At 72.7% G+C, this 25,560-nt stretch carries 24 protein-coding genes and 1 pseudogene; 12 read left to right on the top strand and 13 right to left on the bottom strand.

The genetic code is table 11. The annotated features are described in order from the left end of the window. The first annotated feature begins 138 nt into the window (after positions 1-138). Positions 139-813, top strand: coding sequence for a phosphatase PAP2 family protein (locus ACF1DX_RS16740; RefSeq protein ID WP_391791904.1), 675 nt, complete (start codon positions 139-141; stop codon positions 811-813). A gap of 86 nt (positions 814-899) precedes the next feature. On the opposite strand, the gene ACF1DX_RS16745 is transcribed toward ACF1DX_RS16740, so the two are convergent. From ACF1DX_RS16745 to ACF1DX_RS16765, 5 genes and pseudogenes are all read right to left on the bottom strand, one after another. Then, complete coding sequence (locus tag ACF1DX_RS16745; RefSeq protein WP_391791905.1) at positions 900-1,655, bottom strand: hypothetical protein; 756 nt, start codon at positions 1,653-1,655, stop codon at positions 900-902. A 66-nt stretch (positions 1,656-1,721) separates the two neighbouring features. Then, positions 1,722-2,469: pseudogene (locus ACF1DX_RS16750) on the bottom strand (cupin domain-containing protein). Continuing rightward, positions 2,466-3,386 (bottom strand): PmoA family protein, encoded by a 921-nt coding sequence (locus ACF1DX_RS16755; protein ID WP_391791906.1) that lies wholly within the window; start codon positions 3,384-3,386, stop codon positions 2,466-2,468. Before ACF1DX_RS16755 ends, ACF1DX_RS16750 begins: the two are co-directional and overlap by 4 nt. After that, a complete protein-coding gene (locus tag ACF1DX_RS16760; protein WP_391791907.1) occupies positions 3,383-4,498 on the bottom strand; it encodes a Gfo/Idh/MocA family protein in 1,116 nt (371 codons plus the stop codon). The genes ACF1DX_RS16755 and ACF1DX_RS16760 overlap by 4 nt, the downstream gene beginning before the upstream one ends. 157 nt (positions 4,499-4,655) lie before the next feature. Next, positions 4,656-5,414 (bottom strand): response regulator, encoded by a 759-nt coding sequence (locus ACF1DX_RS16765; RefSeq protein ID WP_391791908.1) that lies wholly within the window; start codon positions 5,412-5,414, stop codon positions 4,656-4,658. 242 nt (positions 5,415-5,656) lie between these two features. On the opposite strand from ACF1DX_RS16765, the gene ACF1DX_RS16770 reads away from it, so the two are divergent. From ACF1DX_RS16770 to ACF1DX_RS16780, 3 genes are read left to right on the top strand one after another with little or no spacing between them, the layout of a single operon-like run. Then, positions 5,657-6,640: a Bug family tripartite tricarboxylate transporter substrate binding protein gene (locus tag ACF1DX_RS16770; protein WP_391792138.1), complete on the top strand. Its 984-nt coding sequence runs from the start codon at positions 5,657-5,659 to the stop codon at positions 6,638-6,640. Beyond that, entirely contained in the window at positions 6,637-7,176 is a 540-nt protein-coding gene (locus ACF1DX_RS16775; protein WP_391791909.1) for a tripartite tricarboxylate transporter TctB family protein, read from the top strand. The genes ACF1DX_RS16770 and ACF1DX_RS16775 overlap by 4 nt, the downstream gene beginning before the upstream one ends. Position 7,177: 1 nt before the next feature. Continuing rightward, positions 7,178-8,671, top strand: coding sequence for a tripartite tricarboxylate transporter permease (locus ACF1DX_RS16780; RefSeq protein WP_391791910.1), 1,494 nt, complete (start codon positions 7,178-7,180; stop codon positions 8,669-8,671). Between the two features lie 387 nt (positions 8,672-9,058). Here ACF1DX_RS16780 and ACF1DX_RS16785 read toward each other — a convergent pair whose 3' ends face one another. Beyond that, positions 9,059-10,900, bottom strand: coding sequence for a peroxidase family protein (locus ACF1DX_RS16785; protein WP_391791911.1), 1,842 nt, complete (start codon positions 10,898-10,900; stop codon positions 9,059-9,061). 312 nt (positions 10,901-11,212) lie between these two features. Here ACF1DX_RS16785 and ACF1DX_RS16790 point away from each other — a divergent pair, with 312 nt between their 5' ends. From ACF1DX_RS16790 to ACF1DX_RS16800, 3 genes are all read left to right on the top strand, one after another. Continuing rightward, entirely contained in the window at positions 11,213-12,076 is an 864-nt protein-coding gene (locus ACF1DX_RS16790; RefSeq protein ID WP_391791912.1) for a leishmanolysin-related zinc metalloendopeptidase, read from the top strand. A 215-nt stretch (positions 12,077-12,291) separates the two neighbouring features. Continuing rightward, positions 12,292-13,383, top strand: coding sequence for a GDSL-type esterase/lipase family protein (locus ACF1DX_RS16795; RefSeq protein ID WP_391791913.1), 1,092 nt, complete (start codon positions 12,292-12,294; stop codon positions 13,381-13,383). A gap of 65 nt (positions 13,384-13,448) precedes the next feature. Beyond that, the gene (locus tag ACF1DX_RS16800; protein WP_391791914.1) at positions 13,449-15,086 is read left to right on the top strand and encodes a cellulase family glycosylhydrolase; all 1,638 of its coding nucleotides are present in this window, start codon (positions 13,449-13,451) and stop codon (positions 15,084-15,086) included. A 45-nt stretch (positions 15,087-15,131) separates the two neighbouring features. Here ACF1DX_RS16800 and ACF1DX_RS16805 read toward each other — a convergent pair whose 3' ends face one another. Together ACF1DX_RS16805 and ACF1DX_RS16810 are read right to left on the bottom strand one after the other, a co-directional pair. Further along, entirely contained in the window at positions 15,132-15,752 is a 621-nt protein-coding gene (locus ACF1DX_RS16805) for a class F sortase (protein ID WP_391791915.1), read from the bottom strand. 175 nt (positions 15,753-15,927) lie between these two features. Then, positions 15,928-16,599, bottom strand: a complete 672-nt coding sequence (locus tag ACF1DX_RS16810) for a hypothetical protein (RefSeq protein ID WP_391791916.1) — start codon at positions 16,597-16,599, stop codon at positions 15,928-15,930. Between the two features lie 251 nt (positions 16,600-16,850). Here ACF1DX_RS16810 and ACF1DX_RS16815 point away from each other — a divergent pair, with 251 nt between their 5' ends. From ACF1DX_RS16815 to ACF1DX_RS16825, 3 genes are all read left to right on the top strand, one after another. After that, on the top strand, positions 16,851-18,014 hold the full coding sequence (locus ACF1DX_RS16815) for an MFS transporter (RefSeq protein ID WP_391792139.1): 1,164 nt from the start codon (positions 16,851-16,853) through the stop codon (positions 18,012-18,014). A 148-nt stretch (positions 18,015-18,162) separates the two neighbouring features. After that, on the top strand, positions 18,163-19,041 hold the full coding sequence (locus ACF1DX_RS16820) for an SDR family oxidoreductase (RefSeq protein ID WP_391791917.1): 879 nt from the start codon (positions 18,163-18,165) through the stop codon (positions 19,039-19,041). A 35-nt stretch (positions 19,042-19,076) separates the two neighbouring features. Then, positions 19,077-19,811 carry a maleylpyruvate isomerase family mycothiol-dependent enzyme gene (locus ACF1DX_RS16825; protein WP_391791918.1) on the top strand — a complete coding sequence of 245 codons (735 nt, stop codon included), beginning with the start codon at positions 19,077-19,079 and terminating at the stop codon, positions 19,809-19,811. Between the two features lie 11 nt (positions 19,812-19,822). On the opposite strand, the gene ACF1DX_RS16830 is transcribed toward ACF1DX_RS16825, so the two are convergent. Beyond that, on the bottom strand, positions 19,823-20,215 hold the full coding sequence (locus tag ACF1DX_RS16830) for a MarR family winged helix-turn-helix transcriptional regulator (RefSeq protein ID WP_391791919.1): 393 nt from the start codon (positions 20,213-20,215) through the stop codon (positions 19,823-19,825). A 282-nt stretch (positions 20,216-20,497) separates the two neighbouring features. Here ACF1DX_RS16830 and ACF1DX_RS16835 point away from each other — a divergent pair, with 282 nt between their 5' ends. Beyond that, complete coding sequence (locus ACF1DX_RS16835; protein ID WP_391791920.1) at positions 20,498-20,782, top strand: DUF6332 family protein; 285 nt, start codon at positions 20,498-20,500, stop codon at positions 20,780-20,782. Here ACF1DX_RS16835 and ACF1DX_RS16840 read toward each other — a convergent pair. From ACF1DX_RS16840 to ACF1DX_RS16850, 3 genes are all read right to left on the bottom strand, one after another. Then, entirely contained in the window at positions 20,743-21,408 is a 666-nt protein-coding gene (locus ACF1DX_RS16840; RefSeq protein ID WP_391791921.1) for a response regulator, read from the bottom strand. The genes ACF1DX_RS16835 and ACF1DX_RS16840 overlap by 40 nt on opposite strands. After that, complete coding sequence (locus ACF1DX_RS16845) at positions 21,405-22,709, bottom strand: sensor histidine kinase (protein ID WP_391791922.1); 1,305 nt, start codon at positions 22,707-22,709, stop codon at positions 21,405-21,407. Before ACF1DX_RS16845 ends, ACF1DX_RS16840 begins: the two co-directional genes overlap by 4 nt. Before the next feature lie 95 nt (positions 22,710-22,804). Beyond that, entirely contained in the window at positions 22,805-23,548 is a 744-nt protein-coding gene (locus tag ACF1DX_RS16850; RefSeq protein WP_391791923.1) for a TetR/AcrR family transcriptional regulator, read from the bottom strand. A 310-nt stretch (positions 23,549-23,858) separates the two neighbouring features. Between ACF1DX_RS16850 and ACF1DX_RS16855 the strand changes: the two genes are divergently transcribed. After that, on the top strand, positions 23,859-24,314 hold the full coding sequence (locus tag ACF1DX_RS16855) for a nitroreductase family deazaflavin-dependent oxidoreductase (protein ID WP_391791924.1): 456 nt from the start codon (positions 23,859-23,861) through the stop codon (positions 24,312-24,314). Here ACF1DX_RS16855 and ACF1DX_RS16860 read toward each other — a convergent pair. Next, positions 24,304-25,536: a geranylgeranyl reductase family protein gene (locus ACF1DX_RS16860; RefSeq protein WP_391791925.1), complete on the bottom strand. Its 1,233-nt coding sequence runs from the start codon at positions 25,534-25,536 to the stop codon at positions 24,304-24,306. The genes ACF1DX_RS16855 and ACF1DX_RS16860 overlap by 11 nt on opposite strands. Between the last annotated feature and the right edge of the window lie 24 nt (positions 25,537-25,560).

Genomic DNA, 25,560 nt, shown 5'->3' on the forward strand with positions numbered 1-25,560 from the left:
ACATGCGGGCGGGCGCGGTCCTGGGCGGAACCGGCGCGGTGACCACGGACCGGCCGGGGTGGGCGAGCCCGTGCGGATGGATCATGCGTACCGTGGGCACCTGGTGATTCGTCCACGATGCCATCGCGGGAGAGACAGATGAGCGAGCCGCCCACCACCGACCACCAGGACGTCACCCGTCCGCTCACCCGGCCCGTGCCGCCCGCCGACGGACTGCGCAGGGTCGCCGCCGCGGTCCTCGGCGATCTCAGGGCCGTGGACGGTGCCCTGTACGCGGCGGTCGCCGCCACGCCGACGCCCACGCTCGACCGGGCGCTGCGCAGGCTGTCCCACACGGCCGACCACTCGAAGATCTCCTTCGCCATCGCCGGGGTCCTCGCACTGGGCGGGGCACGGCCGCGGCGGGCGGCGCTGGCCGGGGTCGGCGCCGTGGCCGTGGCGTCGGCGTCGGCCAATCTGCTGGGCAAGCGGCTGGTCCGCAGGGCCCGGCCGGACCGGGAGGCGGCGCGGGTGACCGTGGACCGGCACGTGCCGATGCCGACGTCGGCGTCGTTCCCCTCGGGGCACACGGCGTCGGCGGTCGCGTTCGCGACGGCGGTGGGCACGGTACTGCCCGCGGCGTCGGTCCCGTTGGGGGCGCTGGCGTGCGCGGTGGGGTACTCGCGGGTGCACACGGGGGTGCACTATCCGGGTGATGTGGCCGCCGGGGCGATCCTGGGCATCGCCAGTGCGGCCACCGCACTGGCCGTGGGCGCGGCCCGGCTTCCGGCGTCGTACGCCCCGCGCCGCACGCGGTCCCCGCGCCGGCCGTGACCCACGGACGCCGGCGCGGCCCGCTCCGCGGCCGCCGGTGACGGGGACCGCGCCCGGTCCGTCGGCCGCGGTCCCGCGCCGCGGGCTCAGCCCGAGCGAGCGACGACCTGTCCGACGACGGAGCAGCGCCTCTCGCACTGCGGACAGGTCGCCTCGCCGAAGGCATGGGTCAGGGCGTGCGCCACGTCCTCGTGGCCGTCCGCCAGGGCCAGCCCGTGGAGGCGGCGGCCGAGGCCGTCGAGGGCACCGGGAGCGGCCGGGTGGAGAGGGAGGGTGTCGACGCCGTCGGAGAGGGCGTAATCCTCCGACGTGCTGAAGAAGCCCCGCTCGCCGATGACCACCCACAGCGCCGCGGAGCAGTCCTCCGCAGGGCATTCGAGCTCGTACTCCTCGCTGACGACGCCCCAGAGCAGCTCCTCGCCCCAGTGGATGTCGCCTTCCAGGTTCAGGACCGCTTCGAGGAGGTGGCAGTAGTCGACGCGGTCCCTGGTGACCCGGCGCCACCGGTGGGCGGCGGCCAGCAGGCGCGCGACCTCGGGTGCGCGCCGTTCCCGCAGGTCCCGGGGCTCGTACCGCTGATCGGCCTGGACGAGGAGCGCGCCGGCCAGGTGGAGGGCCGAAGCGGCGGTGCAGGCGTCGTCCCCCTCGGCCATGTCCGTCAGCGCGGGCAGCACCAGCGGATGGGACGCTTCGATCGTGCCGTTGTGGTACAGCTCCGTCCAGAGGTCGTTCCAGGCCCGGCCGTCCCGGTCGGTGGCGGCACGTTCCAGCAGGGCGGCCGCCCTGCCGGAACCGGCTTCGTCCGCACGGGGATCCGGGGAGTTGTTCGTCACCCGCGACATCCAAGCAGACTCCGCCGGGCCGGCGGCACCGGGAGGGTCCCGGCGCCGTCCGTGCGGGCGGCGGGTTCACCCGCCCCCGTACGGCACGGTGACCCCCGGCAGCCCGTACTCGTCCCGCCGCCCGCACATCCCGTACCCGCCGCGCCGGCTGGGCTCCGCCTCGTACGCCGTCGCCCCGGTCAGATGGGCGAAGTCACCGTCCGCCAGCGCGTCCAACTGCGCACCCGTGCGTTCCGCGGCCGCCAGTGCGCCCGCCCGCCACAACTCCCTCCATACCGGCACCCGTTCCCGCACCAGCCCCGCGGCCGCCCGCAGGAACTCCCGGTACGGTCCGTCGTCACCGGCGCGAAGTGCCTCCCGCAGCACGAGGTACCCCTCGACCGCGAGGTCCCGTCGCCGCCGCGCCGCCGCCTTGGCCCTCGTGCCCGTACCGGCCGGAAGCGTCGCGGCGTCCGCGTACCGTCCGGGGTCGGACAGCACCTTTGCCGGGAAGGTGAACACCGCGTCCCCGGCCTCCGGCAGCCCGCTGTTCTGCATCAGCACCGTGACCCGCAGATCACCGCCCTGCACCATCCGGTGCACGGTCCCCGGCGTGAACCACGCGAGCGTCCCCGCCTCCAGCGGGATGTCCCGGTACCCGTCGGAACCCAGCGTCTGCACGGCGCCCCGGCCGCCGGTGACGACGTACGCCTCCGTGCACACCGTGTGCAGATGCGGGCTCCCCCCCGCACACCCCGTCCGCGGCCTCCCACGCGTACGCGCTCAGGTGCGACAGCCCCACGGCCCCCGGCAGCGGCGCACCGCCCCCGCTCACCAGGGCAGCCCGTCCAGATACGACGCCACCCGCGCCCGGTCCCACGCGCCGTCCGCGACCACGATCCGGTAGCGGTACGAGAAGGACTCCCCCGGCGGCAACGCGAACTCCTCGAAGAACGCCCAGGAGAACGCCACCGAGGGAATGGGATCCGACCGCACGAACCAGTGCGAGGGATGAACGGCGGTCCTCTCGTCGAGGTTCCCGGGTGCGTGCGCGAAGACCAGTGTGGAGTGGGCGTCCACGTCGTCGTGCTCGGCGGTGAAGGCGAGCCACGGTCCTTGCGTCCCCATGAGCTCACCGGCCCCGGCCTCGGCCCCGAACGCCGTACCGCCGGTGAAGTCCCGGGCCCCCCGCCACTGCAACCCGGTGTAACCGGCCATCTCCCGCCCCGCGGTGGTGGGGGACCCGAACACCAGGTCGACATCCCGCGCGTTGCCCAACCGGATCGACCAGTCGAGCACCCACGCCCCGGCCTGCTCGTCGACCGAGTGGACGCTCAGCCCACGCTCCTCCCGCGCCCACTCGTCCCCGCCGTTCTCCACCCAGGTGAGCTCCTCGACGAGATCGAGCCGTTCGTCCCCCACGGCGAACCCGGAGAACCCGTCGTGCCGCATCGAGCCGATGCGCTCGGGCAGGGGCAGGTAACCCCGCCCGTGCACATACGAGTTGCCGCCCCAGAAGTTCTGCCCGGACAGGTGACTGGCCGTCATCTGCAGGCCCTTGTGCCAGCGGTGGTCGTTCGGCCGGTATCCGGTGACCGTACGCCCGCCCAGCGTCCGCACCGGATGGGCGTACGGCTTCCGGGACTCGAACGCCTCGGGGTCGGGCCGGTAGACGTACCGCAGGATCTCCGTACCCCCCGCGGCCGTCACCACCACGGCCTCGCCGACCTCATGCGTGACGCGGATGCTCATCCGTGCTCCTCGGGCGTCCAGTCGGAGTGACCACCGTGCATGGCCGCGTAGAACGGATCACCGGGGCCGATCTCCCCGGCCCGCACCGGCCGCCCGGTGAACGCGGCCTTGTACAGCGCGGCGGCGAACTCGAGGGTGCTCCGCGCCTCCGCCCCGCTCCCCGGCGGTCGCGTACCGGCGTCGTAGGAGTCGAGGAGGGTGCCCAGCTGCGCCGTGTGCGAACTGGGCACGTCCCGCGGGGGCGTGCGCCACGCCGCGGCGCGCTCGGCGGGGACGTGCCGGGCCGGGGTGTAGGCCCAGTCGTCGTTGACGTGCCCGTACAGATGGGTGAGTTCGACCGTCGCGTCGGCGCAGTCGACACGGATCCGGCTCACCTCGTCCGGGGAGAGCACGCTGTTGACGACGGTCGCGAGCGCGCCGCCCCGGAAGCGGACCAGGGCGGTGGAGACGTCCTCGCTCTCGGTGTCGTGGACGAGGCGCGCCGCCATGGCCCGTATCTCCTCCCACTCGCCGAGCAGATGCAGCAGCAGGTCGTACTGGTGGATGCCGTGCCCCATGGTGGGCCCGCCGCCCTCGGTGGCCCAGCGTCCGCGCCAGGGCACGGAGTAGTACGCGGCGTCCCGGTGCCAGGTGGTCTGGCAGTGCGCGACCAGCGGGGCACCCAGTTCACCGCCGCGGATCAGCTCACGGGCGTGGGCGGCGCCGGAGCCGTAGCGGTGCTGGAAGACCACGGAGGCGTACGCCCCCGAGGCCTCCTCGGCGGCCGCGATGTCGTCGTACTCGGCGAGCGACAGGCACAGCGGCTTCTCGCACAGGACCCACGCGCCGGCCTTGAGCGCGGCCACCGTCTGCTCCCGGTGGAGCGACGGCGGGGTCCCGATCAGCACCAGGTCCGGCCGTACGGCGTCCAGCATCGCGCTCATCGAGGTGAACCCGGCGACCTGCTCCCCGGCGGTCGCGCGGAAGGCGTCGAGCCGGTCCTGGTCCACGTCGACGGCGGCGACCAGTTCGGTGCGGTCGGCGTGGGCGCGCAGCGCGGGCAGGTGGCCGCCGCTGACGATGGCGCCGGTGCCGACGACGGCGACACGGCGGCGGACGGGGGACAAGGACATGCGGCGCTCCTCGGAACGACGGCGAAGGCAGACCGGAAAGCGTTTCAGAAAGCGCTTACCCCGATGGTCGACCCTAGGCCCGCCCGCAGCCGGGGACAACCCCGTGCCCCGTATCCGAGACCGATCGGAACCGAAGCCGAAACCGGATCCGCACCCCTTACGCCCGCGCCTCACCCCCCGGCCGCAGTCCCCCGCCCCGCCCCAGGAACCGGTACCGCCGCTCGGGCCGCCCCGTGGACCCGTACCGCAGCGACACCTCCACGGCGCCCACGGTGTGGAAGTACTCCAGATACCGCCGGGCACTGACCCGCGAGACGCCGGTCAGAGCGGCGCACTCGGTGGCCGACAGGGTGCCGTCGGTCTCGCGCAGGGTGCGCTCGACCAGCCCCGCGGTCTCCGCGCTCATGCCCTTGGGCAGCACCGGTGACACCGACCCCGCCGCACCGCCCGCCAGCACCCGGTCGACGTCCGCCTGACCGCGCACCACCGTGCCGAGCAGCCGCCCGCGCTGCACGGCGTAACGCTCCAGACGTCCCCGCAGGTCCTCGAAGTCGAACGGCTTGAGCAGATAGTCGACGACCCCGTGCCGCACCGCGCCGCGCACCGCGTCCGCCTCCCGGGCGGCGCTGATGACCATCACATCGCAGTCGTGCCCGGCGGTCCGCAGCCGGGGGATGACATCGAGACCGAAGAGGTCCGGCAGATACAGGTCGAGCAGCACCAGGTCGGGACGGAGTTCGTCCACGGCGGCGATGGCCTGCTCCCCCGTCCCCGCGACACCGACGACCCGGAACACGTCGAGGCGTTCGACGTAGGCCCGGTGCACCCGGGCCACCCGGAAGTCGTCGTCGACCACGAGCACATCGATCGTGTCGGCTGTCGCGGGCGCAGGGCGACCGCCCCGACCACTGTCCATCGGCTTGCTCCTTCCGCCACCGCGTCGGTGAGGTGACCGGAACCGCCCATCATGGCCCCCACCTGCGGCTGGGGAAAGAGACGTGCGCCACTGACGCACCCGCGCTGACGCAATGACCACAACCTCCATTGCTTCCGCAAGCGCGACAGCCCGGCGGCGCGCGGGCACCATGTGGCCCGCGTCACCCTCCCCCACAGGGCCTGACGTGATCCCAGACGACCGACCGACAGGTGGTGGCATCCGTGCGCCTGCGCACACCCCTCGCCCTGCTCGGGGCCGCCGTGCTCGTACTCGTGGGCCCGCCGCTGCTCACGACCGGCAGCGGCTCCGAGACAGGCACGCAGATCCCGGGCCTGCGCTTCATGGTTCCCAACACGCCCGGCGGCGGCTACGACATCACGGCCCGTACGGCCGCGAAGGACGCCGAGGACGCCGGACTCACCCACTCCGTCGAGGTGTTCAACCTGCCCGGCGCCGGCGGCACCGTCGGCCTGAGCCGGCTGGTGAGCGAGCACGGCAACGGCAAGCTCGCCATGTCGATGGGCCTGGGCGTGGTGGGCGCCGTCCGCTCCAACGACGCGCCGAAGACCCTCTCGGACACCACGCCGATCGCCCGGCTCACCGAGGAGCAGGACGTCGTCGTGGTCGGGAAGGACTCCCCGTACAAGACGATCGACGACCTGATCGGCGCCTGGAAGGAGAACCCCGGCAAGCTCCCGGTGGGCGGCGGGTCCTCCCCCGGCGGGCCCGACCACCTCGCGCCGATGCTGATGGCGCGGGCGGCCGGCATCGCGCCGAAGGAGGTCAACTACATCCCCTTCGACGGCGGCGGCGAACTGCTCGCCTCGATCCTCGGCGCCAAGGTCGCCTTCGGTGTCTCCGGGGTCGGTGAGTACCTCGACCAGATCAACTCCGGTGAGCTGCGCCTGCTCGCGGTCACCGGCCCGCAGCGCGTCGCGGGACTCGACGCGCCCACGCTCCAGGAGGCGGGCTACGACGTGAGTTTCACCAACTGGCGCGGCATCGTCGCCCCGCCCGGCCTCACCGACGCCGAACGCGGCAAGCTCGTCCGCCTGGCGCGGGAGCTGCACGACTCGGACGAGTGGCGGGAGTCGATGAAGCGCAACGGCTGGGACGACGCCTTCCTGACCGGCGAGGAGTTCGGCGCGTTCCTGGACGCCGAGGACAAGCGCGTGGTCTCGGTGCTGAAGGAGCTCGGACTGTGACGACGACCACCGACGACAACACCCCCGCCCCCACCGCCACACGCCGCTCCTGGCTCCGCGACCACTCCGAACTCGGCGTCTGTGTCCTGCTGCTGGCCCTCGGCGTGCTCGTCCTCACCGACGCCCTCACCATGGACGTCGACATCACCCAGCGCGGGCCGGTCGGCCCGAGGACCGTGCCGGTCGTGGTCGGTGCCGGCCTGCTGGTCATCGCCGCGCTTCTCGCCGTCGACGTGCTGCGCGGCGGCCGGGGGCAGGCCGAGACCGGCGAGGACGTCGACCTGTCCGAACCCGCCGACTGGCGCACGGTGTCGCTGCTGGCCGGGGTGTTCCTGGGATCCGCCGTACTCATCGAGCCACTCGGTTTCCCCCTCGCGGGCGCGCTGCTCTTCTGGGGCGCGGCCTTCGCGCTCGGCAGCCGCAGGCCCGACCGCGATCCGCTGATCGCGGCGGTGGTCTCCTTCGTCACCTACGCCGTGTTCAACAACCTGCTCGGAGTGCCGCTGCCCGGCGGTCCGCTGATGGGAGTGCTCTGACGTGAACGCCCTCAACTCCCTCATGGACGGCTTCGGCACGGCCCTCACCCCGCTCAACCTGCTCTGGGCCGCCGTGGGCGTGCTGCTCGGCACCGCGATCGGCGTACTGCCCGGCATCGGCCCGGCGATGGCGGTGGCGCTGCTGCTGCCGGTGACGTACGGGCTCGAACCGACCGGCGCGTTCATCATGTTCGCCGGGATCTACTACGGCGCGATGTTCGGCGGTTCGACGACCTCCATCCTGCTGAACACGCCCGGGGAGAGCGCGGCCGTGGTCGCGGCCATGGAGGGCAACCCCATGGCCAAGTCGGGGCGCGGCGCCCAGGCCCTCGCGGCCGCCGCGATCGGGCACTTCGCGGGCGGCATGGTCGGCACGGTCCTGCTGGTGGCGCTGGCTCCGACGGTCGCCGATCTCGCGGTGGACATCGGCGCCCCGGACTACTTCGCCATCATGGTGCTGGCGTTCATCGCGGTGACGTCGGTGCTGGGTTCGTCCCGGATCCGGGGCATGGCCTCGCTGCTGATCGGTCTGACGATCGGCCTGGTGGGCCTGGACCAGATGACCGGCCAGCAGCGGCTGACCTTCGGCTCGCTGCAACTCGCCGACGGCATCGACGTGGTGATCGTCGCGGTGGGCCTGTTCGCCATCGGCGAGGCCCTGTGGGTCGCCGCGCACCTGCGGCGCAGGCCGCCGGAGCCGATCCCGGTGGGCCGGCCGTGGCTGGGCCGCGGTGATCTCAAGCGCACCTGGAAGTCCTGGGCGCGCGGCCCGTTCATCGGCTTCCCGTTCGGCGCGATCCCGGCGGGCGGTGCGGAGATCCCGACCTTCCTGTCGTACGTCACCGAGAAGCGGCTCTCGAAGCACAAGGACGAGTGGGGCAAGGGCGCCATCGAGGGTGTCGCGGGCCCGGAATCGGCGGCGTCGGCCTCGGCGGCGGGCACGCTGGTGTCGATGCTGACCCTGGGCCTGCCGACCACGGCGGTCGCGGCGGTGATGCTGGCCGCGTTCCAGCAGTACGGCATCCAGCCCGGCCCGCTGCTCTTCGAACGCGAACCCGACCTGGTGTGGGGCCTGATCGCCTCGCTCTTCGTCGGCATGGTGCTGCTGCTCGCCCTCAACCTGCCGCTGGCGCCGGTGTGGGCGAAGCTGCTGCGCATCCCGCGGCCGTACCTCTACGCCGGGATCATGTTCTTCGCGGCGGTGGGCGCGTACGCGGTCGGCGGTGAGGTGATCGACCTGGTGATCCTGCTGATCATCGGCCTGATCGGGTTCGGCATGCGGCGGTACGGACTGCCGGTGCTGCCCGCCGTCATCGGCGTCATCCTCGGCCCGGCCGCCGAACAGCAGCTGCGCCGCGCCCTGCAGATCAGCGACGGCAGCGTCACGGGTCTGGTCGACACGCCGTTCTCGGTGATCGTCTACGCGGTCGTCGTCCTGCTGCTGGTCTGGCCGCTGGTGCGCAAGGCGCTGCCCCGGAAGGGCGCCGGGGCCTGATCGCTCGCGGGTTCCTCCCCCCACGGGGCGTGCGGGCCCCGGCGGCGCGGGGAAGGATCACGTCGGCCGGCGCGTCCGCCGTCCGCCGGATCCCCCCGCAGTAGGGCACGCACGGTCGCGGCCCTCGAGGACGCGTCCGACCCGCGAGCGGCGTCGTCGTCCGGCGGCCTCGGGCACCGGGACGCTCGGCGCGCCACCGGTCACGCGCCGCCGGCCGTACAACGTGGTGGCTCGTCCGCGCCGTTGCCGCACGCACTCCGGGCGGCAACGGCGCCTCGGCCGCGGTGGACACCGGGCACACCGCGGCCCGGCCGTCCCGGCCACGCCCGCCGCCGGCCGCGGTGAGCCGGGATGCCCGCTGCTCGCGGGGCCTGTCCGTCCGCCGTGTCAGGTATCCGCCCCCGTGGCGGTGTGCCACGGCACGAAGGCGTTCGTCAGGCCCGCGAGGGCCGGGCGCAGCTCCGGGTGGTGGCGCAGCAGCACCGTGATCATGCTGTTGTCGTCGATCCAGGCCAGGCCGGCCTTGGAATACACCTCGGGGGTGTAGTGGTCGGTGAAGAAGCGGTCGCTGTTCAGCCGGCGCGAGGCCATCAGGACGAAGACGCGGAACGCCGTGTCGCTGAACGCGAACCCGGCCGGCAGCCTCTCCGCGTACAGCCCGACCATGAGGTCGACCTTCTCGATGTCGCCGTCGTAGAGCCGCTCGATCTGCTCCGCCCACACCGGGTCGTCCGTCAGCTCGGCGAAGTCCGCCGCGGGCCGCAGCCGCAGCAGCCGCCGGAACTCGTTGTACCGGGGGACGCCCAGTTCGCGGGAGCGCAGGATGTCCGTGGCGGCGAGGTCCTGCAGATGCCCGTCCGGGCGCTCGAACTCCTGGAGGAACCTGGGGAAGTTGTGCAAGGTGACCAGTCCCGGGTGGAGCGTGCCGAAACTGTAGAGCAGGTCGGCCGCCCCGGTGGTCCGCAGGACCTCCAGTGCGCCGGGCCCCGAGATGTCACGGAGGCTGCAGTGCCGCAGGGTCCGGTCGTCGGTCACGGAACGCAGATGCCACGCGTCACGGATGAGCGGGTGCATCCGGTAGACGGCGACGAACTCCTCGGTGAGGGAGTACGGGACGCCGTAGTGGTCACGGGCGCCACCGGGGATGCCGCTGACGACCTCGCTGCGGCTGATCCGGCCGAACAGGTCGTGCACGCGTTCGCCCGCGAGGCCCCACCAGTTGGCCCGCAGCGCCTTGACGGTCGTGGGGTGGCTGATCACCGCCGGCGTCCACTCCACGGTGTGGATCTTGGCGAGGAGGGCCGCGTTGACCAGCCGGGCGCGCTGGAACAGCTCCTCGTCGGCCCACGACGGGTACACGCCGTGCAGGTGGTCGCAGATCGCGTTGTGCTCCCGGGCGAACAGGTCCTGCATCATCGCGAGTCCCAGCCAGAACCCGGGCACGCGGGAGGAGTCCGTGGGCGACGGTGACCGCTCGTCGTCCCACAGACGGATCCTGCCCCTCTCGCCGGTGCGCGTCAGCCGCTGTGCGGTCTCGTCCGCCCCGTAGATCTGTGAGGCGTCCCACCAGTGGGAGGAGACGTTGACACGGGTGTCGGGCGTCCCGGCGGGTGCCCGCGGGTCCCGGGTCGGGTCGTCCGGCGTCCGCATGATCCGCATGGGCCGTTCCGGCCAGGGATCGTCGTCCGTGAGCGGCACTTCCCAGGGCCGTTCCGTGGGACTCGTCCCGTGGCTGAACCAGTCACGGACCATGAACTGGAGCCAGGCGGCGACCAGCGAGTTGACCGACTCGGCCGGGATCAACGCGTCACGGGTGAGCAGGGCGCGGCTGACCTCGCGGGGACTCGGCCGGGACAGCACGTCCTCGGGGGTGGCCGGGCCGATCCTGTCCAGTGGGATGTTCCGGCCGAAACGGGTGCCCGCCATGCCCATGCGCGGCTCGTCGAGGTCGTTGTAACTGCCGTCGGCGGTCCGGTTGACCCGGTGACTCCCGGAAGGCGGCCCGATGTCGGGCGGATTCACCGAGGGCAGGGAACCGGTGTCGTGGAGGTTCTCCTGCCGGAGCCTGACACGCAGTCCCAGGAGAGTCAGCAGACCCGGCAGGACGGGCAGCCGGTCCCAGCCGACGCGCCGGTCGACGTACTCGGCGCCGCCGGTGACGATCCGCCAGAAGAGGGACGTACGGTACCCGGCCGTGGAAGGCCGTCCGGCACGTCGTTGCTCGGTCAACGTGATACTCCTTGCTCCGCCGCCGCTTCCGTCACCAATCCGTAAAGCGGTGGGCGCGGGAGGTCCCGGCGGCGGGCAGCGTGCCGGCGGCCGGGACGGCAGTGGTCGGCTCACGGCCGGAACCGGGGTGCCGGGTGAGCGGGACCGGGAAAGGGGAGTTTCCGACACGCCCCGCGATCCATGCTAGGAGGGGCCTCGCTCACCTGCACGCCGAGGACGGCGGCGTGACCGGCCGGCGCGCGCCGCCCACCCGATCGGCCTAGTGTGGACGGAGGGGGTGACTTGCCGTGGGGCCGACACGAGGAGAGCACGATGGGCAGCGTCGCCACGAACACCTTCCCTACGTACCGAGCGGTCGCCAGTTTCGAACGGGCCAGGGAAGTCGCCCGCACGACCTCGCCGTTCACCATCGAGGTCCGCTTCCTCGGCGGACTGACGAGCACTCAGCAGGACGCCTTCGCCACGGCGGCCGACCGCTGGGCCAGGGTCGTCGTCGGGGACCTGGACACCGCACTCGTCGGCGGTGATGTCATCGACGACCTGCTGATCGAAGCCGAAGGGGTGGACATCGACGGTCCCGGGCAGATCCTGGGGATGGCCGGGCCCACCGACTTCCGCGACGAGTCCGCCCAGTTCGGCCGGCTTCTGCCGGCGAAGGGCGTGATGAGGTTCGACTCCGCCGACCTCGCCGTGATGGAAGCGAACGGCACGCTGGTCGACGTCATCACGCACGAGATGGGACACGTCCTGTGCGTCGGCACCCTGTGGAGCGACTTCGGCCTCCTCAAGGGCGCCGGCAGCCGGAACCCCACCTTCGTGGGCGCGGGCGCGATGGCGGAGTTCGCCGCGCTCCTCGGCGAGGAGGACCCGGTCCCGGTACCGGTCGCCAACTTCGGCGGCCCCGGAACCCAGGACAGCCACTGGCGTGAGGCCGTCTTCGTCAACGAACTGATGTCGCCGTTCATCTCCGGTGCGCACAACCCGCTGAGCCGGATGACCGCGGCGAGCCTCGGCGACATGGGCTACCAGGTCGACCTCGAGGGCGCCGAGCCCTACGAGCTCCCGGACCTGCTCCAGATCGCCAGGGAAGGCGCCCTCGTACCGCACACGGCGCCCCTGGGCGACGGCATGATGCTGCCGGTGGTGCCCACCCGGCTCCCCGCCGCGACACCGTAGAGCCACCCCCGGGCCGCGGCGGTCACCGTCGTACGGCTGTCGCGGCCCGCCCCGCCCGGTCCTCTCATCGCACCCGGTGACGGAGAAGCCCGCAGCGCGGAATCCGGCCTCTCGTGGCACCCACCTCGCCCCGGCCTCTTGACGCGTCAATGACAACGATGGCTTGATGTTCCGCATGGGAGCGCTCCCACATCCTTCAGGGAAGGGGAACAACCATGCGCGACATCCGCCTCCTGGGCATACGCACGCTTCCGTCACTCGGCCTGCTGGCCGCCCTGCTCCTCCCCGTGGGCGTGACCGCCGCCCCGGCCGCGGCAGCCGCACCGGCGGCGGCCGGCCCGGTGCGCGTCATGCCACTGGGCGACTCCATCACCGGGTCGCCCGGCTGCTGGCGGGCCCTGCTGTGGAACCGGCTGCTGGGCGCCGGGCACACGGACGTCGACTTCGTCGGCACCCTGCCCGCACAGGGCTGCGGCGTGCCGCACGACGGGGACAACGAAGGGCACGGCGGCGAACTGGTCACCAACGTGGCGGACCAGAACCTGCTTCCCGCGCGGCTGGCGGCGACGCTGCCGGACATCGTTGTCATGCACTTCGGTACGAACGACGTCTGGAGCAACGTCTCCCCGGACCGCGTCCTCGCCGCCTACACCAGGCTCGTGGGAGAGATGCGGGAGTCCAACCCGGACATGCGGGTCCTCGTCGCCCAGATCATTCCCATGAACCCCGGCACCTGCGCCGCCTGCGCCCAGCGCGTGGCCGACCTCAACGCCCGGATCCCCGCGTGGGCCGCGGCGACGAGCACCGACCGCTCCCCGGTGACCGTGGTCGACCAGTGGACGGGGTTCGACACGGCCACCGACACCTACGACGGCGTCCACCCGAACGACGCCGGCGACGAGAAGATCGCCGCGCGCTGGTTCCCGGCCCTGGCCGCGCTTCTCGGCCAAGGCGTCCCCGGTGATCCCGGTGACCCGAACGAGCCCGGCGACGCCGCCTGCACCGCGTCCTTCCGCGCGGTCTCCACCTGGCAGGGCGGCTACCAGGCCGAGGTGACGGTACGCAACACCTCGGCCGCGACCGTCACGGGCTGGACGGTGACGGTCGTACCGGCCGGCGGCGCCCGTGTCGGCCAGGTCTGGAACGGCGCCCTGAGCACGGCCGCCGACGGCACGGCCACCGTCACCAACGCGAACTGGAACGGAACCCTGGCCCCTGGCGCGAGCGCCTCCTTCGGCTTCATCGCCACCGCCCCGGCAACCTCCCCGGCCCCGGCGGCGACCGTCGACTGCACGGCCACCTCCTGACGCACGGCACGGACCGACGCACGACGCACAGCAAGGACAGCCGACCACACTTCCACGGAGCCGCCATGAGACCCCGTACGCCCCCCTCCCCACGAGCCGTCGGCCTGCTCGCCGCCCTCCTGGGACTCCTCCTCCCGTTCCTCGCCTTCACCACTCCGGCGCACGCGGCGCCCACCGGGTTCCGCGTCGAGAACGGCCGGCTCCTCGAAGCGTCCGGGAACGACTTCGTGATGCGCGGCGTCAACCACGCGCACACCTGGTACGCCGACCGGATCGGCTCGCTGGCGCACATCAAGGCCAAGGGCGCCAACACCGTGCGCGTCGTCCTCTCCAGCGGCGACCGCTGGACCCGTAACGACGCCTCCGACGTGGGAGACGTCGTCGCGCAGTGCAAGCGGAACCGGCTGATCTGCGTCTTGGAGGTGCACGACACCACCGGCTACGGCGAGCAGAGCGGAGCGGCCACCCTCTCCCGGGCCGCCGACTACTGGATCAGCGTCCAGAGCGCCCTGGCCGGCCAGGAGGACCACGTCATCGTCAACATCGGCAACGAGCCGTACGGCAACACCGGTTACACGGCCTGGACGGCCGACACCAAGGCCGCCATCCAGAAGCTGCGCGGCGCCGGGTTCGACCACACGCTGATGGTCGACGCCCCCAACTGGGGTCAGGACTGGGCGTTCACGATGCGGGACAACGCCGCCTCGGTCTTCGCCGCCGACCCGGACGCCAACACCGTGTTCTCCATCCACATGTACGGCGTCTTCGACACCGCCGCCGAGATCAGCGACTACCTGGGACGCTTCGTCTCGGCGAAACTTCCCATCGTGGTGGGCGAGTTCGGCCACAACCACTCCGACGGCGACCCCGACGAGGACACCATCCTGGCCGTCACCCGGCAGCTCGGCCTCGGCTACCTCGGCTGGTCCTGGAGCGGCAACGGCGGCGGCGTCGAGTACCTCGACATGGTCACGGACTTCGACCCGAACCGGCTCACCGGCTGGGGCGAGCGTCTCTTCAACGGCGCCGACGGCATCGCGGCCACGTCCGAGGAGGCCGCGGTCTACGGATCCGGCCCGGGCGACGACACCACGGCCCCGACCGCTCCCGGCACCCCGGCCGCCTCGGCGGTGACCGCCTCGTCCGCGACCCTCACCTGGGGCGCCGCCACCGACGCGAACGGTGTCACGGGCTATGACGTCGTGCGGATCAGCGGCGGCGCGGAGACCGTCGTCACCACGACGGCCGGCACCTCCGCCACCGTCACCGGCCTCACCGCGGACACGGCCTACACCTTCGCCGTCTACGCCCGGGACGCCGCCGGCAACCGCTCGCAGCGCTCCGCCACGGTGACCGTCACCACGTCCTCCGGCGGCACGACGGGCGCCTGCGAGATCGGCTACCGGGTGACCGGCGAGTGGCCCGGCGGCTTCCAGGGCGAGGTCACCGTCCGCAACACCGGCAGCTCGGCGGTCAACGGCTGGACGCTGACCTGGACCTTCCCGGCCGGCCAGCGGATCACCACCATGTGGGGCGGCACACCGACGCAGGGCGGTTCCGAGGTCAGCGTCGCCTCCGCCCCGTACACCGCGTCGATCCCCGCGTCCGGCTCGGTCTCCCTGGGCTTCACGGCCTCGTGGACCGGCGCGAACCCCAGTCCCACGGCGTTCGGCCTGAACGGCGCGGACTGCTCCGTGGCCTGACGGACCGCTGCCCGGAAGGCGTCCTCCCCCTTCCGGGCAGCCGGTTCAGACGAGATGGGCGAAGACCACCAGGTTCTCGGTGTAGTCCTTGGCGGCGCGGTCGTACTCCCCGGCGCAGGTGATGAGCCGCACCTGGGCGTCGGGAGTGTCGGCGTACACACGATCGTCGGGGAAGTCGTCCTTCTCGAAGTACTCCTTCTCGTCCACCACGAACGTCGCCTTGCCGCCGTCGGCGCGCAGCACCCGGAAACGGTCGCCCTTCTTCAGTTCGCTGAGCCGTGCGAACACGGCCGGGGACGTCGTCGTGTCCACGTGCCCGGCGATGATCGCCGTACCGCGTTCGCCCGGGGAGACGCCCTTGGCGTACCAGCCGACCAGGTTGGTGTTGTGGGGCGGCGGTGGTTCGAGCCGGCCCTTGCTGTCGATGGCGAGGTCGGTGAAGGGGGCGTCGACGCCGATGTCGGGGATGAGCAGCCGCTTCGGCTCGGAGCGCGGCAGGTGCTCGGCCGCCGGTTCACGGGTGGTCGAGGTGCTCGCGGCGGACGGTGCGGCGGAGACCGCGGATGCCGCGCGCGGGCCGTGCGCGTCGTCGGGAGGGTCCTCCCCGCCGCCCATCAGCGTCGCGGCCAGCAGCAGGCCGGCTCCGCTCCAGAAGACCGCCGTCATGGCGGCGCGCAGCCTCCGCCGCGTCGGCGACGCCTGATCGGTTTCGAGGGGAGAAGGGGGACTGGCCGGCATCGGGGGGACCACCTCATTCGGACACGGCACACGGACGAACGAGCGGGGCCGTCATGACGTGCGGGGCACGTACGACGGCCCCGTCTATGGAGCCGGGCATGGCTCAGGCCACGCTCCCGGCGGCCTTCTTACGGCGCAGCGCGTATGCGCCGGCGCCGAGGACCGCCAGTGCGGCCAGACCGCCCGTGGTGACACCGGGGTCGGCGAGTCCGCCGCCACCGGTGTGCATCCCGCCGCGCGGCTTCTCCTCCTTGCTCCACTCCTTGTCCTGCTTGCCGCCGTAGGACTCCTCGCTGCCCGAGTCGTCCTTCTCCTTGTACGTCTCGGGGTCGTACTTCGGGTCCTTGGCGGTGCCCCAGTCCTCCTCGTTCACGGCCGCCAGGGCCCCACCGCCCGTGTGCACGCCGCCGTGCGGCTTGTCGTGCTTGCCGTGCTCCTCTTCCTTGCTCTCCTTGCCGTGCTCCTCTTCCTTGCTCTCCTCGTCGTACCCCTCTTCCTTGCTCTCCTTGCCGTGCTCCTCTTCCTTGCTCTCCTCGCTGTACTCCTCTTCCTTGCTCTCCTCGCTGTACCCCTCTTCCTTGCTCTCCTTGCCGTACTCCTCTTCCTTGCTCTCCTTGCCGTACTCCTCTTCCTTGCTCTCCTCGTCGTACTCCTTGCTGTGAGAAGACTTGTCGTAGCCTCCGTCGCCCGAGTGGTCGGCGTAGGCTGCGGGCGCGGCAATCGCGAGGGCCGCCGTGGCCGTCGCGGTGGCGAGCACCATGCGGGCAGAGCGCATCTGGGAGTCCTTCCACGGGAGACTGGGCAGCTGACTCCTCGTCAGCACGGATGTCCCGGTCTCCGGCACGGCCCACGTTCGTCCACAGCGCCCGGCCTCACCATCCGGGGCGATCACACGGGTTAACGTCCTCACTCCTCCGGCGGCACACCGGCCGCGTCCGCCCCTTCCCGGCCTCTCTTGCCGCAGGCCGCGACACTGCCTAGCCTGACTTTGTGCCACTGATAAACAAAACCCGTTCGCACAGTGTGGTGCCGGGTACCGACCTCGTCCGACTCCGTCTCGCCCTGACCGCCTTCTTCGCCCTCGACGGCTTCGTCTTCGCCGGCTGGGTGGTGCGCATCCCCGCCGTCAAGGAACAGACCGGCGCCTCCGCGAGCGCCCTCGGCCTGGCCCTGCTCGGCGTCTCCGCCGGGGCCGTGATCACCATGACGCTCACCGGCCGCCTGTGCCGCCGGTACGGCAGCCATCTCGTCACCGTCGTCTGCGCGATCCTGCTCTGTCTGAGCGTCGGGCTGCCTCCGCTGACCCATTCCGCCCTCGCGCTCGGCACCGTACTGCTGCTGTTCGGCGCGGCGTACGGCGGGATCAACGTCGCCTTCAACAGTGCCGCCGTCGATCTGGTGGCCGCGCTGGGGCGGCCCGTCATGCCGAGCTTCCACGCCGCGTTCAGTCTGGGCGGCATGATCGGCGCGGGGCTGGGCGCCCTGGTCGCCGGTTCGCTGTCGCCCACCCGGCATCTGTGGGGGCTCGCCGCCGTGGGGCTGCTCGTGACGGCCGTCGCGGGGCGGGCGCTGATGCGGTGCGAGCCACTGACCCCGGCGGGCGCGGGACGGACCGGGCAGGGCGCCCCGCGCCGGCCGGACCGCCGTACCCGCACACTGGTGATCGTCTTCGGGCTCATCGCGCTGTGCACCGCGTACGGCGAAGGGGCGCTGGCCGACTGGGGCGCGCTCCACCTGGAGGAGGACCTCGGCGCCTCGCCGGGTGCCGCGGCCGTCGGGTACTCCTGTTTCGCGCTGGCCATGACGATCGGACGGCTCTCCGGGACGACGCTGCTGGAACGGCTGGGCCGGACCCGTACCGTCCTCGCCGGCGGTTCCACCGCGGCGGCCGGCATGCTGCTCGGCGCGCTCGCGCCGTCCCTGTGGGCGGCCCTGCTCGGTTACGCGGTCACCGGCCTCGGGCTCGCGAACCTGTTCCCCGTGGCCGTCGAGCGGGCGGGCGCGCTCGCAGGTCCTAGCGGGGTCGCCACCGCCTCCACCCTGGGCTACGGCGGCATGCTGCTCGGCCCGCCCGCGATCGGCTTCATGGCGGACTGGTTCAGCCTCCCGGCCGCGCTGACCAGCGTGGCGGTCCTGGCGGCGGTGGCCACCGCCATCGGCTTCGCCACCCGCCACGTGCGCGCGGACTGACTCCGTCCGGTCCCCCGGCCGTCCGGGTGGCGTCGGGGAGGGCCGGATCGGATGCGCGGTGCCGGGGTACCCGGACGACGACGTCCGCCGGTTCTCCGCCGGCGGGCGCCGACCGCACGACCGCCCCTCCACGGACCCGGGAGAGACCGTGACCGAGCAGCAGAATCCCGTCGAGCAGCACCCGACCCCCGACTTCCCGTCCCAGGACCAGCCGCATCCCGGCTGGACCGGTCCCATGGACCCGCCGCCGGACCACGGGGAGGACTCCTACCGGGGCAGCGGCCGGCTGACGGACCGCACGGCCGTGATCACGGGCGGGGACTCGGGGATCGGCCGGGCGGTCGCCCTGGCGTTCGCCCGCGAGGGCGCCGACGTGGTCTTCACGTACCTGGACAGCGAGAAGGACGACGCCGCCGAGACCGCGCGGTGGGTGGAGGAGGCCGGCCGGCGGGCCGTGCCCGTCGCGTGCGACGTCCGGGAGGAGGAGAACTGCCGGGCGCTGATCGACCGCGCGGTCTCGGAGTTCGGCCGGATCGACATCCTGGTGAACAACGCGGCGTACCAGATGTCGCAGCCCGACGGCATCGAGGCGATCTCCACCGAGCAGTTCGACCGCGTGATGCGGACCAACCTGTACGGCATGTTCTGGCTGTGCAAGCTGGCCGTGCCGCACATGCGGGAGGGCGGCAGCATCATCAACTCGGCCTCCGTGCAGGCCTACAAGCCGAGCCCGCACCTGCTGGACTACGCCACCACGAAGGGCGCCATCGTCACGTTCACCCAGGGGCTGGCGCAGATGCTGATCGAGCGGGGCATCCGGGTCAACGCCGTGGCGCCGGGGCCGGTGTGGACGCCACTGATCCCGGCGACCCTGCCGGACACCGCGGAGTTCGGCAAGCAGGCGCCCATCGGACGTCCGGCCCAGCCGGCCGAGATGGCTCCGGCGTACGTGTTCCTCGCCTCGCAGGAGGCGTCGTACATCACCGCGGAGATCGTGAACGCGACGGGCGGGACCCCGCTCCCGTAGACCCGGCCGGGCGTCCGTACGGCAGACTCCTGCCCATGGACACTGCCTGGTTCCTGGAAACACTGGAGAAAGAGGGCCAGTTGCTGGCCGACGCCGCGGAGCGGGCCGGCACGGACGCCGCCGTGCCGACCTGCCCGGGGTGGCGTACGCGGGACCTGGTCCGGCACACCGGTGTGGTGCACCGGTGGGCCGCGGCCTTCGTCGCGGACGGGCACGCCGCGCCGCGTCCGATGGGTGAACACCCCGCGCTGGACGGCCCCGCGCTCGTGGCCTGGTACCGCGACGGTCACCGCCGCCTGGTGGACACCCTGGCGGGGGCGGCGCCCGGCGTGGAGTGCTTCACCTTTCTGCCCGGACCGCCCTCCTCGCTCGCGTTCTGGGCCCGTCGGCAGGCGCACGAGACGACCGTCCACCGGTTCGACGCCGAGTCGGCACGCGGCGGCACGCCGTCGCCGGTCGCCACGGATTTCGCCGTGGACGGTGTCGACGAGCTGCTGCGCGGGTTCCACGCACGGCCCAAAAGCCGGGTGCGCACCCGGGCACCCCGCGTCCTGCGGGTGCGCGCGACCGACGCGGACGCGGTGTGGACCGTACGGCTGTCCCAGGAACCGCCCGTGACCAGCCGGGACGCGGCCGGGGACGCGGAGTGCGAACTGGCCGGACCCGCCGATCAGTTGTATCTCGCGCTGTGGAACCGGGTGCCGATACCGGCGGTGTCGGGTGATCCGGAGCTCGCCGCGCTGTGGCGGGAGACGTCCGCCGTGGGCTGAGGCCCCGCCGGTCAGCCGTCGGAGAGCATCCGGGCCAGCACCGCGCGCTGCACGGGCAGTACCTCGCCGTGCAGCGCGCGCCCCTTCGCCGTGAGCGACACCCGTACTCCCCGCCGGTCCTCCGGGCACGTCCCGCGCTCGGCGAGGCCCTCCCTCTCCAGCCGGGCGACCAGCCGGGAGAGGGCGCTCTGACTGAGATGGACGTGCTCGGAGATCTCCTGGACGCGGTAGGCGCAGCCGCCCGGTCCGGGGCCCTGCGCGAGGACGTCGAGGACCTCGAAGTCGCTGGCGCACAGGCCGTGTCCGTGCAGGGCGCGGTCGATCTCGCACTGGGTGCGCGCATGCAGCGCGAGCACGTCCCGCCACCGTTCCACGAGCGCCTGTTCGGCCTGCTTCGCCGCCATGGGCGCACCGTAGCAGGCATGTGCGTACGAGTCTTCCGAGCACACCTTCTCTCCACGCACCACCCCCGTCCCCGACGGACGCCGGCCCCGGCTGCGGGGCACCTCGCCGCGAGGGTGGCCGGTCCGTGGTCGTGACCGAGTCCACCGGCCGGCAGACGGAGGCGGCGTGCGTCGGCGCCCGCGGCCGGGACCGTCTCCGGTGCGTGCGCCCCGGCCGGGTTCCTTGCCCGCCGGGGCGCACGTCTGTTCGACTCCTCGGGTGGCCGGATGCGGGGGGCGGGCATGACGGGGTACGGGGGACGGCGGAGCCGGGCGGAGCGGGACGCGGTCACCGTCGAGATCGGGTACGCGCTGTGCAGCGCGGCGTTCGCGGCGGCGGTCGTCCTCGGGGCCGTGGCGGGACCGGTGCTGCTCTTCGAGCTGCCGGGCGCCTTCGAGACGGTGCTGCGCCACACCGGGGTGATGCTCGCGACGGTCCTGTTCGCCGTCCGCACGGTCGCCGTACTGGTCCGGTTCCGGCGGGCGGGTCAGCCCAGCCAGCCCGGCCGCACCAGCCCCGACTCGTAGGCCAGCACCACCAGTTGGGCCCGGTCGCGGGCACCCAGTTTCACCATCGTGCGGCTGACGTGGGTCTTCGCGGTGAGCGGGCTGACCACCAGACGGCGGGCGATCTCCTCGTTGGACAGGCCGATGCCGACCAGCGCCATGACCTCCCGCTCCCGCTCGGTGAGCCCGGACAGGGCGCCGGCGGCGGCCGGTTCCTTGGAACGGGCCGCGAACTCGGCGATCAGCCGGCGGGTCACCCCCGGCGAGAGCAGGGCGTCACCCTCCACCACCGCCCGCACCGCGCGCAGCAGTTCCTCCGGCTCGGTGTCCTTGACCAGGAAGCCCGAGGCTCCCGAGCGGATCGCCTCGAAGACGTACTCGTCGAGCTCGAAGGTGGTGAGCATGACCACCTTCACGTCCCCCAGGTCCTTGTCCTCGGTCACGCGGCGGGTGGCGGCCAGGCCGTCGAGTGCGGGCATCCGGATGTCCATCAGCACGACGTCGGGCCGCAGTTCGCGGATCAGCCGCACGGCCTCAGCGCCGTCGGGCGCCTCCCCCGCCACCTCGATGTCCGGCTGCGCGTCCAGCAGCGCGCGGAATCCCGCCCGGACCAGTGACTGGTCGTCGGCGAGCAGTACGCGGATCACCGGTCCTCCTCGGCCTCGATCGGCAGTACGGCGAGCACCCGGAAGCCGCCGTCCGGGCGCGGGCCCGCCTCGATGGTGCCCTTCAGCGCGGCGGCCCGCTCCCTCATCCCGGCGAGCCCGTTCCCGCTGCCGCCCGCGTCGGCTCCGGTGGCGGGCCCGTCGTCGTCGACGCGCAGCCGCAGCCGCCCCGCGTCCCGTTCGATCCGCACCCGTGCCTCGCGCGAGCCCGAATGCCGTACGACGTTGGTGAGGGCCTCCTGGACGATGCGGAAGGCCGCCAGGTCCGCGCCGGGCGGCAGGTGCGGCGGCTCCCCCTCGACCGTCACGGTGAGGCCCGCGCTCGCGGCCTGTTCCACCAGCTCGGGCAGCCGGTCCAGGCCGGGCGCCGGGGCGCGCGGCGCGGCGCCCGGCGCGCGCAGCGTGTCGAGCACCTGACGCACCTCCCCGAGCGCCTCCTTGCTCTTGGCCTTGATGGTGGTGAGCGCGCTGCGCGCCTGCTCCGGGTCGCTGTCCAGCAGGGCGAGACCGACGCCCGCCTGCACGTTGATGACGGAGATGCTGTGCGCGAGGACGTCGTGCAGTTCGCGGGCGATCCGCAGCCGCTCCTCGTCCGCGCGCCGCCGTGCCGCCCGGGCCCGCTCGGCCCGCTCCCGCGCCCACTGCTCACGACGGGTCCGGGCCAGTTCCGACACCGCCACGAGCGCCACCACCCAGGTGGCGATCACGATCTCCTGGTTCCAGGAGGGCTCCTCGTCGCCGGAGGGCGGCAGCCATCCGTACAGCACATGGGTGATCAGCGCATGTCCCGCCCAGAACGTCCCCATCGCCGCCCACGCGGCATGCCGGTGCCCCGAGACGACGGCGCTGAAGCAGGCGACGGCGACGGTGAGGAACACCGGTCCGTACGGGTATCCGGCCCCGGTGTAGAGCAGGACGGCGGCCACGGTGGCGAACACGACGGGCACGGGACGACGCCCGCGCCACAGCAGGAGCGCGCCCGCCAGGAACAGCAGGATCCGCCCGAAGGGGTCCAGGGCGACCCGCTCGCCCTCCTGGGCGTGCTCGGCGAAGCCGGAGCCGACCAGCACGAACACCGTGAGCAGCACGGTGGAGCGCCAGGGCCACCGGGAGCGTCGGTTCTCACCGCCGTCGGTGGCTGCGGCTCCGTGGGCTCCGTGTGCTCCAAGAACCCCGTCGTCCTCGTGGGCCCGGCGGATCCCGCCGGACGGGCCGTGCCGGAACGGCCGCCCCGGGCGCCACCACCCCGGCGGCCCGCCGCCGGGTCCGCGCTGCTCGTCCATGTCCGTCACGCTAGACGCCGGACGCCCGGTGCGGCGTCGGCCCGGCGTGGTGATCACATGTACTCCCGGCGGAGTACGTCCGTCCGCCCGGCCTCCTACGACGGCTCGACGGCGGGTCCGCCCGGTGCGGCCACGGGGCCCTGCTGCGGGTACACCAGCCCCACGGAGTGCGCGAGCTGCCCCACCGCGTGGCGGAAGAACGTGTCGCGGTCCTCCACCACCCGGTTGAACTGCCCGAACAGCTCGAACCCGATCAGCCCGAACAACTGGGCCCAGGCGGCCACCATCGCCACCACCACCTCGGGCGGCAGGTCGGGGGCGAGGTCGGCGGCCATGCGCACGGCCTCGGGCCTCAGCTCGGCCGGCAGCGGGGGCTTGGCGAGGCCGAGGCCCTGATGCGCCTCGCGGAGGATGCCGATGACGACGAGAACGGAGCGGGCGGCGGCCGGCACGGTCGTCTCGGGCGCGGTGTAGCCGGGCACCGGCGTGCCGTAGATCAGCGCGTACTCGTGCGGGTGCCCGAGCGCCCAGCGGCGCATGCCCTCGCACACGGCGGTCCAGCGCCGCACCGGTCCGACGTCGGCGGCCGTGTCCCGGGCCGCTTCGGCCGCCGCGCCGAGGGAGTCGTAGGCGTCGATGATGAGCGCGGTCAGCAGGTCGTCACGGCTGGGGAAATAGCGGTAGAGCGCGGAGGAGGCCATGCCGAGTTCGCGGGCGACGGCCCGCAGCGAGAGCTTGACGGCACCCTCCTTCGCGAGCTGGCTGCGGGCCTCTTCCTTGATGGCCGCGGTGACTTCGATCCTGGCCCGGGCACGGGCGCCATGTGCGGTGCTGCTCATGCGGGCCAGTGTTCCACGAATCCAGAGCAGTGCACACAAACGAGAGCGGCAAACGCAGGCGAGAGCAGCGCACACAAGCGAGAGCGGCGAACGCAGGCGAGAGCAGCGCACACAAGCGAGAGCGGCGAACGCAGATGAGAGCGACGTAGGCAATCGAGAGCGATGCACACAGAAAAGAGCAGCGCACAAAAACGAGAGCAGTGCTCTTGCTTTGCCGCACCGGCATCGTGCAGACTGAAGGCACCCCGCGAGAGCAGTGCTCACAAAAGAGAGCGCCGCTCTCGTCACCACGTCGACCCAGGAGTCACCGATGTCATCGTCCGCGCCGTACTACCTCAAGGGCAGCCCCTTGGCCGTCCGGTTCAACAGCGTCATCGGCTGGCTGGCCCGGCACGGCGTCAGCCTCGCCGGAACCGCGGAGATGTCCGTCCGCGGCCGCAAGAGCGGACGGATGCAGCGCATCCCGGTCAACCCGCACACCCACGACGGCGAGCGGTACCTGGTCTCGGCGCGCGGTCACTCCCAGTGGGTGCGCAACATGCGCGCCGCCGGCGGCGGGGAGCTGCGCGTGGGACGCAAGGTCCGCGCCTTCACGGCCGTGGAGCTTCCCGACGAGGAGAAGCTCCCGATCCTGCGGGGCTACCTGGAGAAGTGGGGCTGGGAGGTGAACCAGTACTTCCAGGGGGTCACCGCCCGGTCCTCCGACGAGGAGATCGCCGCGGCCGCCCAGGACCACCCGGTCTTCCGGATCACCGTCAGGAGCTGACCTCGTCGCCCGCGGGACGCCGGTCCAGCGCCATCAGCGCGCGGTGCGCCAACGGGTGGGTGCGGACCAGCTCGCCGAGCGTCGTCGAGCCCTGCGTGATGTCCTTGAACGCCTTCCAGGCCGGGCGGAAGCCGGTGAGGACCGCGTGGAACACCCCGGGACGCCGCTCGAACGCCGCCAGCATCCGCTTGCCGACGCTCATCTCCACGCCGAGCCCCGCCTTGACGGCGAAGGCGTAGTTCAGCGCCTGCCGGCGCGTGTCCACCGCGTCGTGCGCCTCGGCGATCCGCACCGCCCACTCCCCCGCCAGCCGGCCCGAGCGCAGCGCGAAGGAGATGCCCTCGCGGGTCCACGGCTCCAGCAGCCCCGCCGCGTCCCCGCACACCAGCACCCGCCCGCGCGACAGCGGCGAGTCGTCGGCGCGGCAGCGCGTCAAGTGGCCGGAGGAGATGCTCGGCTCGAACCCGGCGAGGCCGAGCCGTCCGATGAAGTCCTCCAAGTAGCGCTTGGTCGCGGCGCCTTCACCACGCCGCGAGATCACGCCGACGGTGAGCGTGTCGCCCTTGGGGAAGACCCAGCCGTAACTGCCGGGCATCGGGCCCCAGTCGATGAGCACCCGCCCCTTCCAGTCCTCGGCGACCGTCTCCGGCACCGGGATCTCCGCCTCCAGGCCCAGGTCGACCTGGTCCAGCTTGACGCCGACGTGGGCCCCTATGCGGCCGGCACTGCCGTCCGCGCCGACCACGGCCCGCGCCAGCACCGTCCCGCCGCCCTGCAGGACGACGGCGACCGTGCGCCGGTCCGGTACGGCCGAGCCGTGCTGCTCCACCCGCTGCACGGCGACGCCGGTGCGCAGCTCGGCGCCCGCCTTCTGCGCGTGCTCCACGAGCTGCTGGTCGAACTCGGGCCGGTTGATCAGCCCGAACAGCATCTGCCGGGAGCGGCGGGTGCGGCTGAAGCGGCCGTTGTGGGAGAACGTCACCGCGTGCACCCGGTCCTTGAACGGCAGCTCGAAGCCGGGAGGGAGCGAATCGCGGGAGGGGCCGATGATGCCGCCGCCGCACGTTTTGTAGCGCGGCAGCTCCGCCTTCTCCAGCAACAGCACGCGCCGTCCCGCGACCGCCGCCGCGTAGGCGGCCGAGGCCCCCGCGGGTCCCGCGCCCACCACGACGACGTCCCACACCTGCTGTACGTCGTCCGCCGAAGAGTTCTCGCTGCTCACGATGGTCTACTGCTCCCGATCCAG

The sequence above is a fragment of the Streptomyces sp. NPDC014676 genome, assembly GCF_043084105.1.
Lineage (GTDB): Bacteria > Actinomycetota > Actinomycetes > Streptomycetales > Streptomycetaceae > Streptomyces.

Bases quoted from the DNA above. Each gene is read 5' to 3' on its own strand.
- ACF1DX_RS16740 (WP_391791904.1), top strand. From the start codon at position 139: ATGAGCGAGCCGCCCACCACCGACCACCAGGACGTCACCCGTCCGCTC.
- ACF1DX_RS16745 (WP_391791905.1), bottom strand. From the start codon at position 1,655: ATGTCGCGGGTGACGAACAACTCCCCGGATCCCCGTGCGGACGAAGCC.
- ACF1DX_RS16755 (WP_391791906.1), bottom strand. From the start codon at position 3,386: ATGAGCATCCGCGTCACGCATGAGGTCGGCGAGGCCGTGGTGGTGACG.
- ACF1DX_RS16760 (WP_391791907.1), bottom strand. From the start codon at position 4,498: ATGTCCTTGTCCCCCGTCCGCCGCCGTGTCGCCGTCGTCGGCACCGGC.
- ACF1DX_RS16765 (WP_391791908.1), bottom strand. From the start codon at position 5,414: ATGGACAGTGGTCGGGGCGGTCGCCCTGCGCCCGCGACAGCCGACACG.
- ACF1DX_RS16790 (WP_391791912.1), top strand. From the start codon at position 11,213: ATGGGCAGCGTCGCCACGAACACCTTCCCTACGTACCGAGCGGTCGCC.
- ACF1DX_RS16795 (WP_391791913.1), top strand. From the start codon at position 12,292: ATGCGCGACATCCGCCTCCTGGGCATACGCACGCTTCCGTCACTCGGC.
- ACF1DX_RS16800 (WP_391791914.1), top strand. From the start codon at position 13,449: ATGAGACCCCGTACGCCCCCCTCCCCACGAGCCGTCGGCCTGCTCGCC.
- ACF1DX_RS16805 (WP_391791915.1), bottom strand. From the start codon at position 15,752: ATGACGGCGGTCTTCTGGAGCGGAGCCGGCCTGCTGCTGGCCGCGACG.
- ACF1DX_RS16810 (WP_391791916.1), bottom strand. From the start codon at position 16,599: ATGCGCTCTGCCCGCATGGTGCTCGCCACCGCGACGGCCACGGCGGCC.
- ACF1DX_RS16825 (WP_391791918.1), top strand. From the start codon at position 19,077: ATGGACACTGCCTGGTTCCTGGAAACACTGGAGAAAGAGGGCCAGTTG.
- ACF1DX_RS16830 (WP_391791919.1), bottom strand. From the start codon at position 20,215: ATGGCGGCGAAGCAGGCCGAACAGGCGCTCGTGGAACGGTGGCGGGAC.
- ACF1DX_RS16835 (WP_391791920.1), top strand. From the start codon at position 20,498: ATGACGGGGTACGGGGGACGGCGGAGCCGGGCGGAGCGGGACGCGGTC.
- ACF1DX_RS16845 (WP_391791922.1), bottom strand. From the start codon at position 22,709: ATGGACGAGCAGCGCGGACCCGGCGGCGGGCCGCCGGGGTGGTGGCGC.
- ACF1DX_RS16850 (WP_391791923.1), bottom strand. From the start codon at position 23,548: ATGAGCAGCACCGCACATGGCGCCCGTGCCCGGGCCAGGATCGAAGTC.
- ACF1DX_RS16855 (WP_391791924.1), top strand. From the start codon at position 23,859: ATGTCATCGTCCGCGCCGTACTACCTCAAGGGCAGCCCCTTGGCCGTC.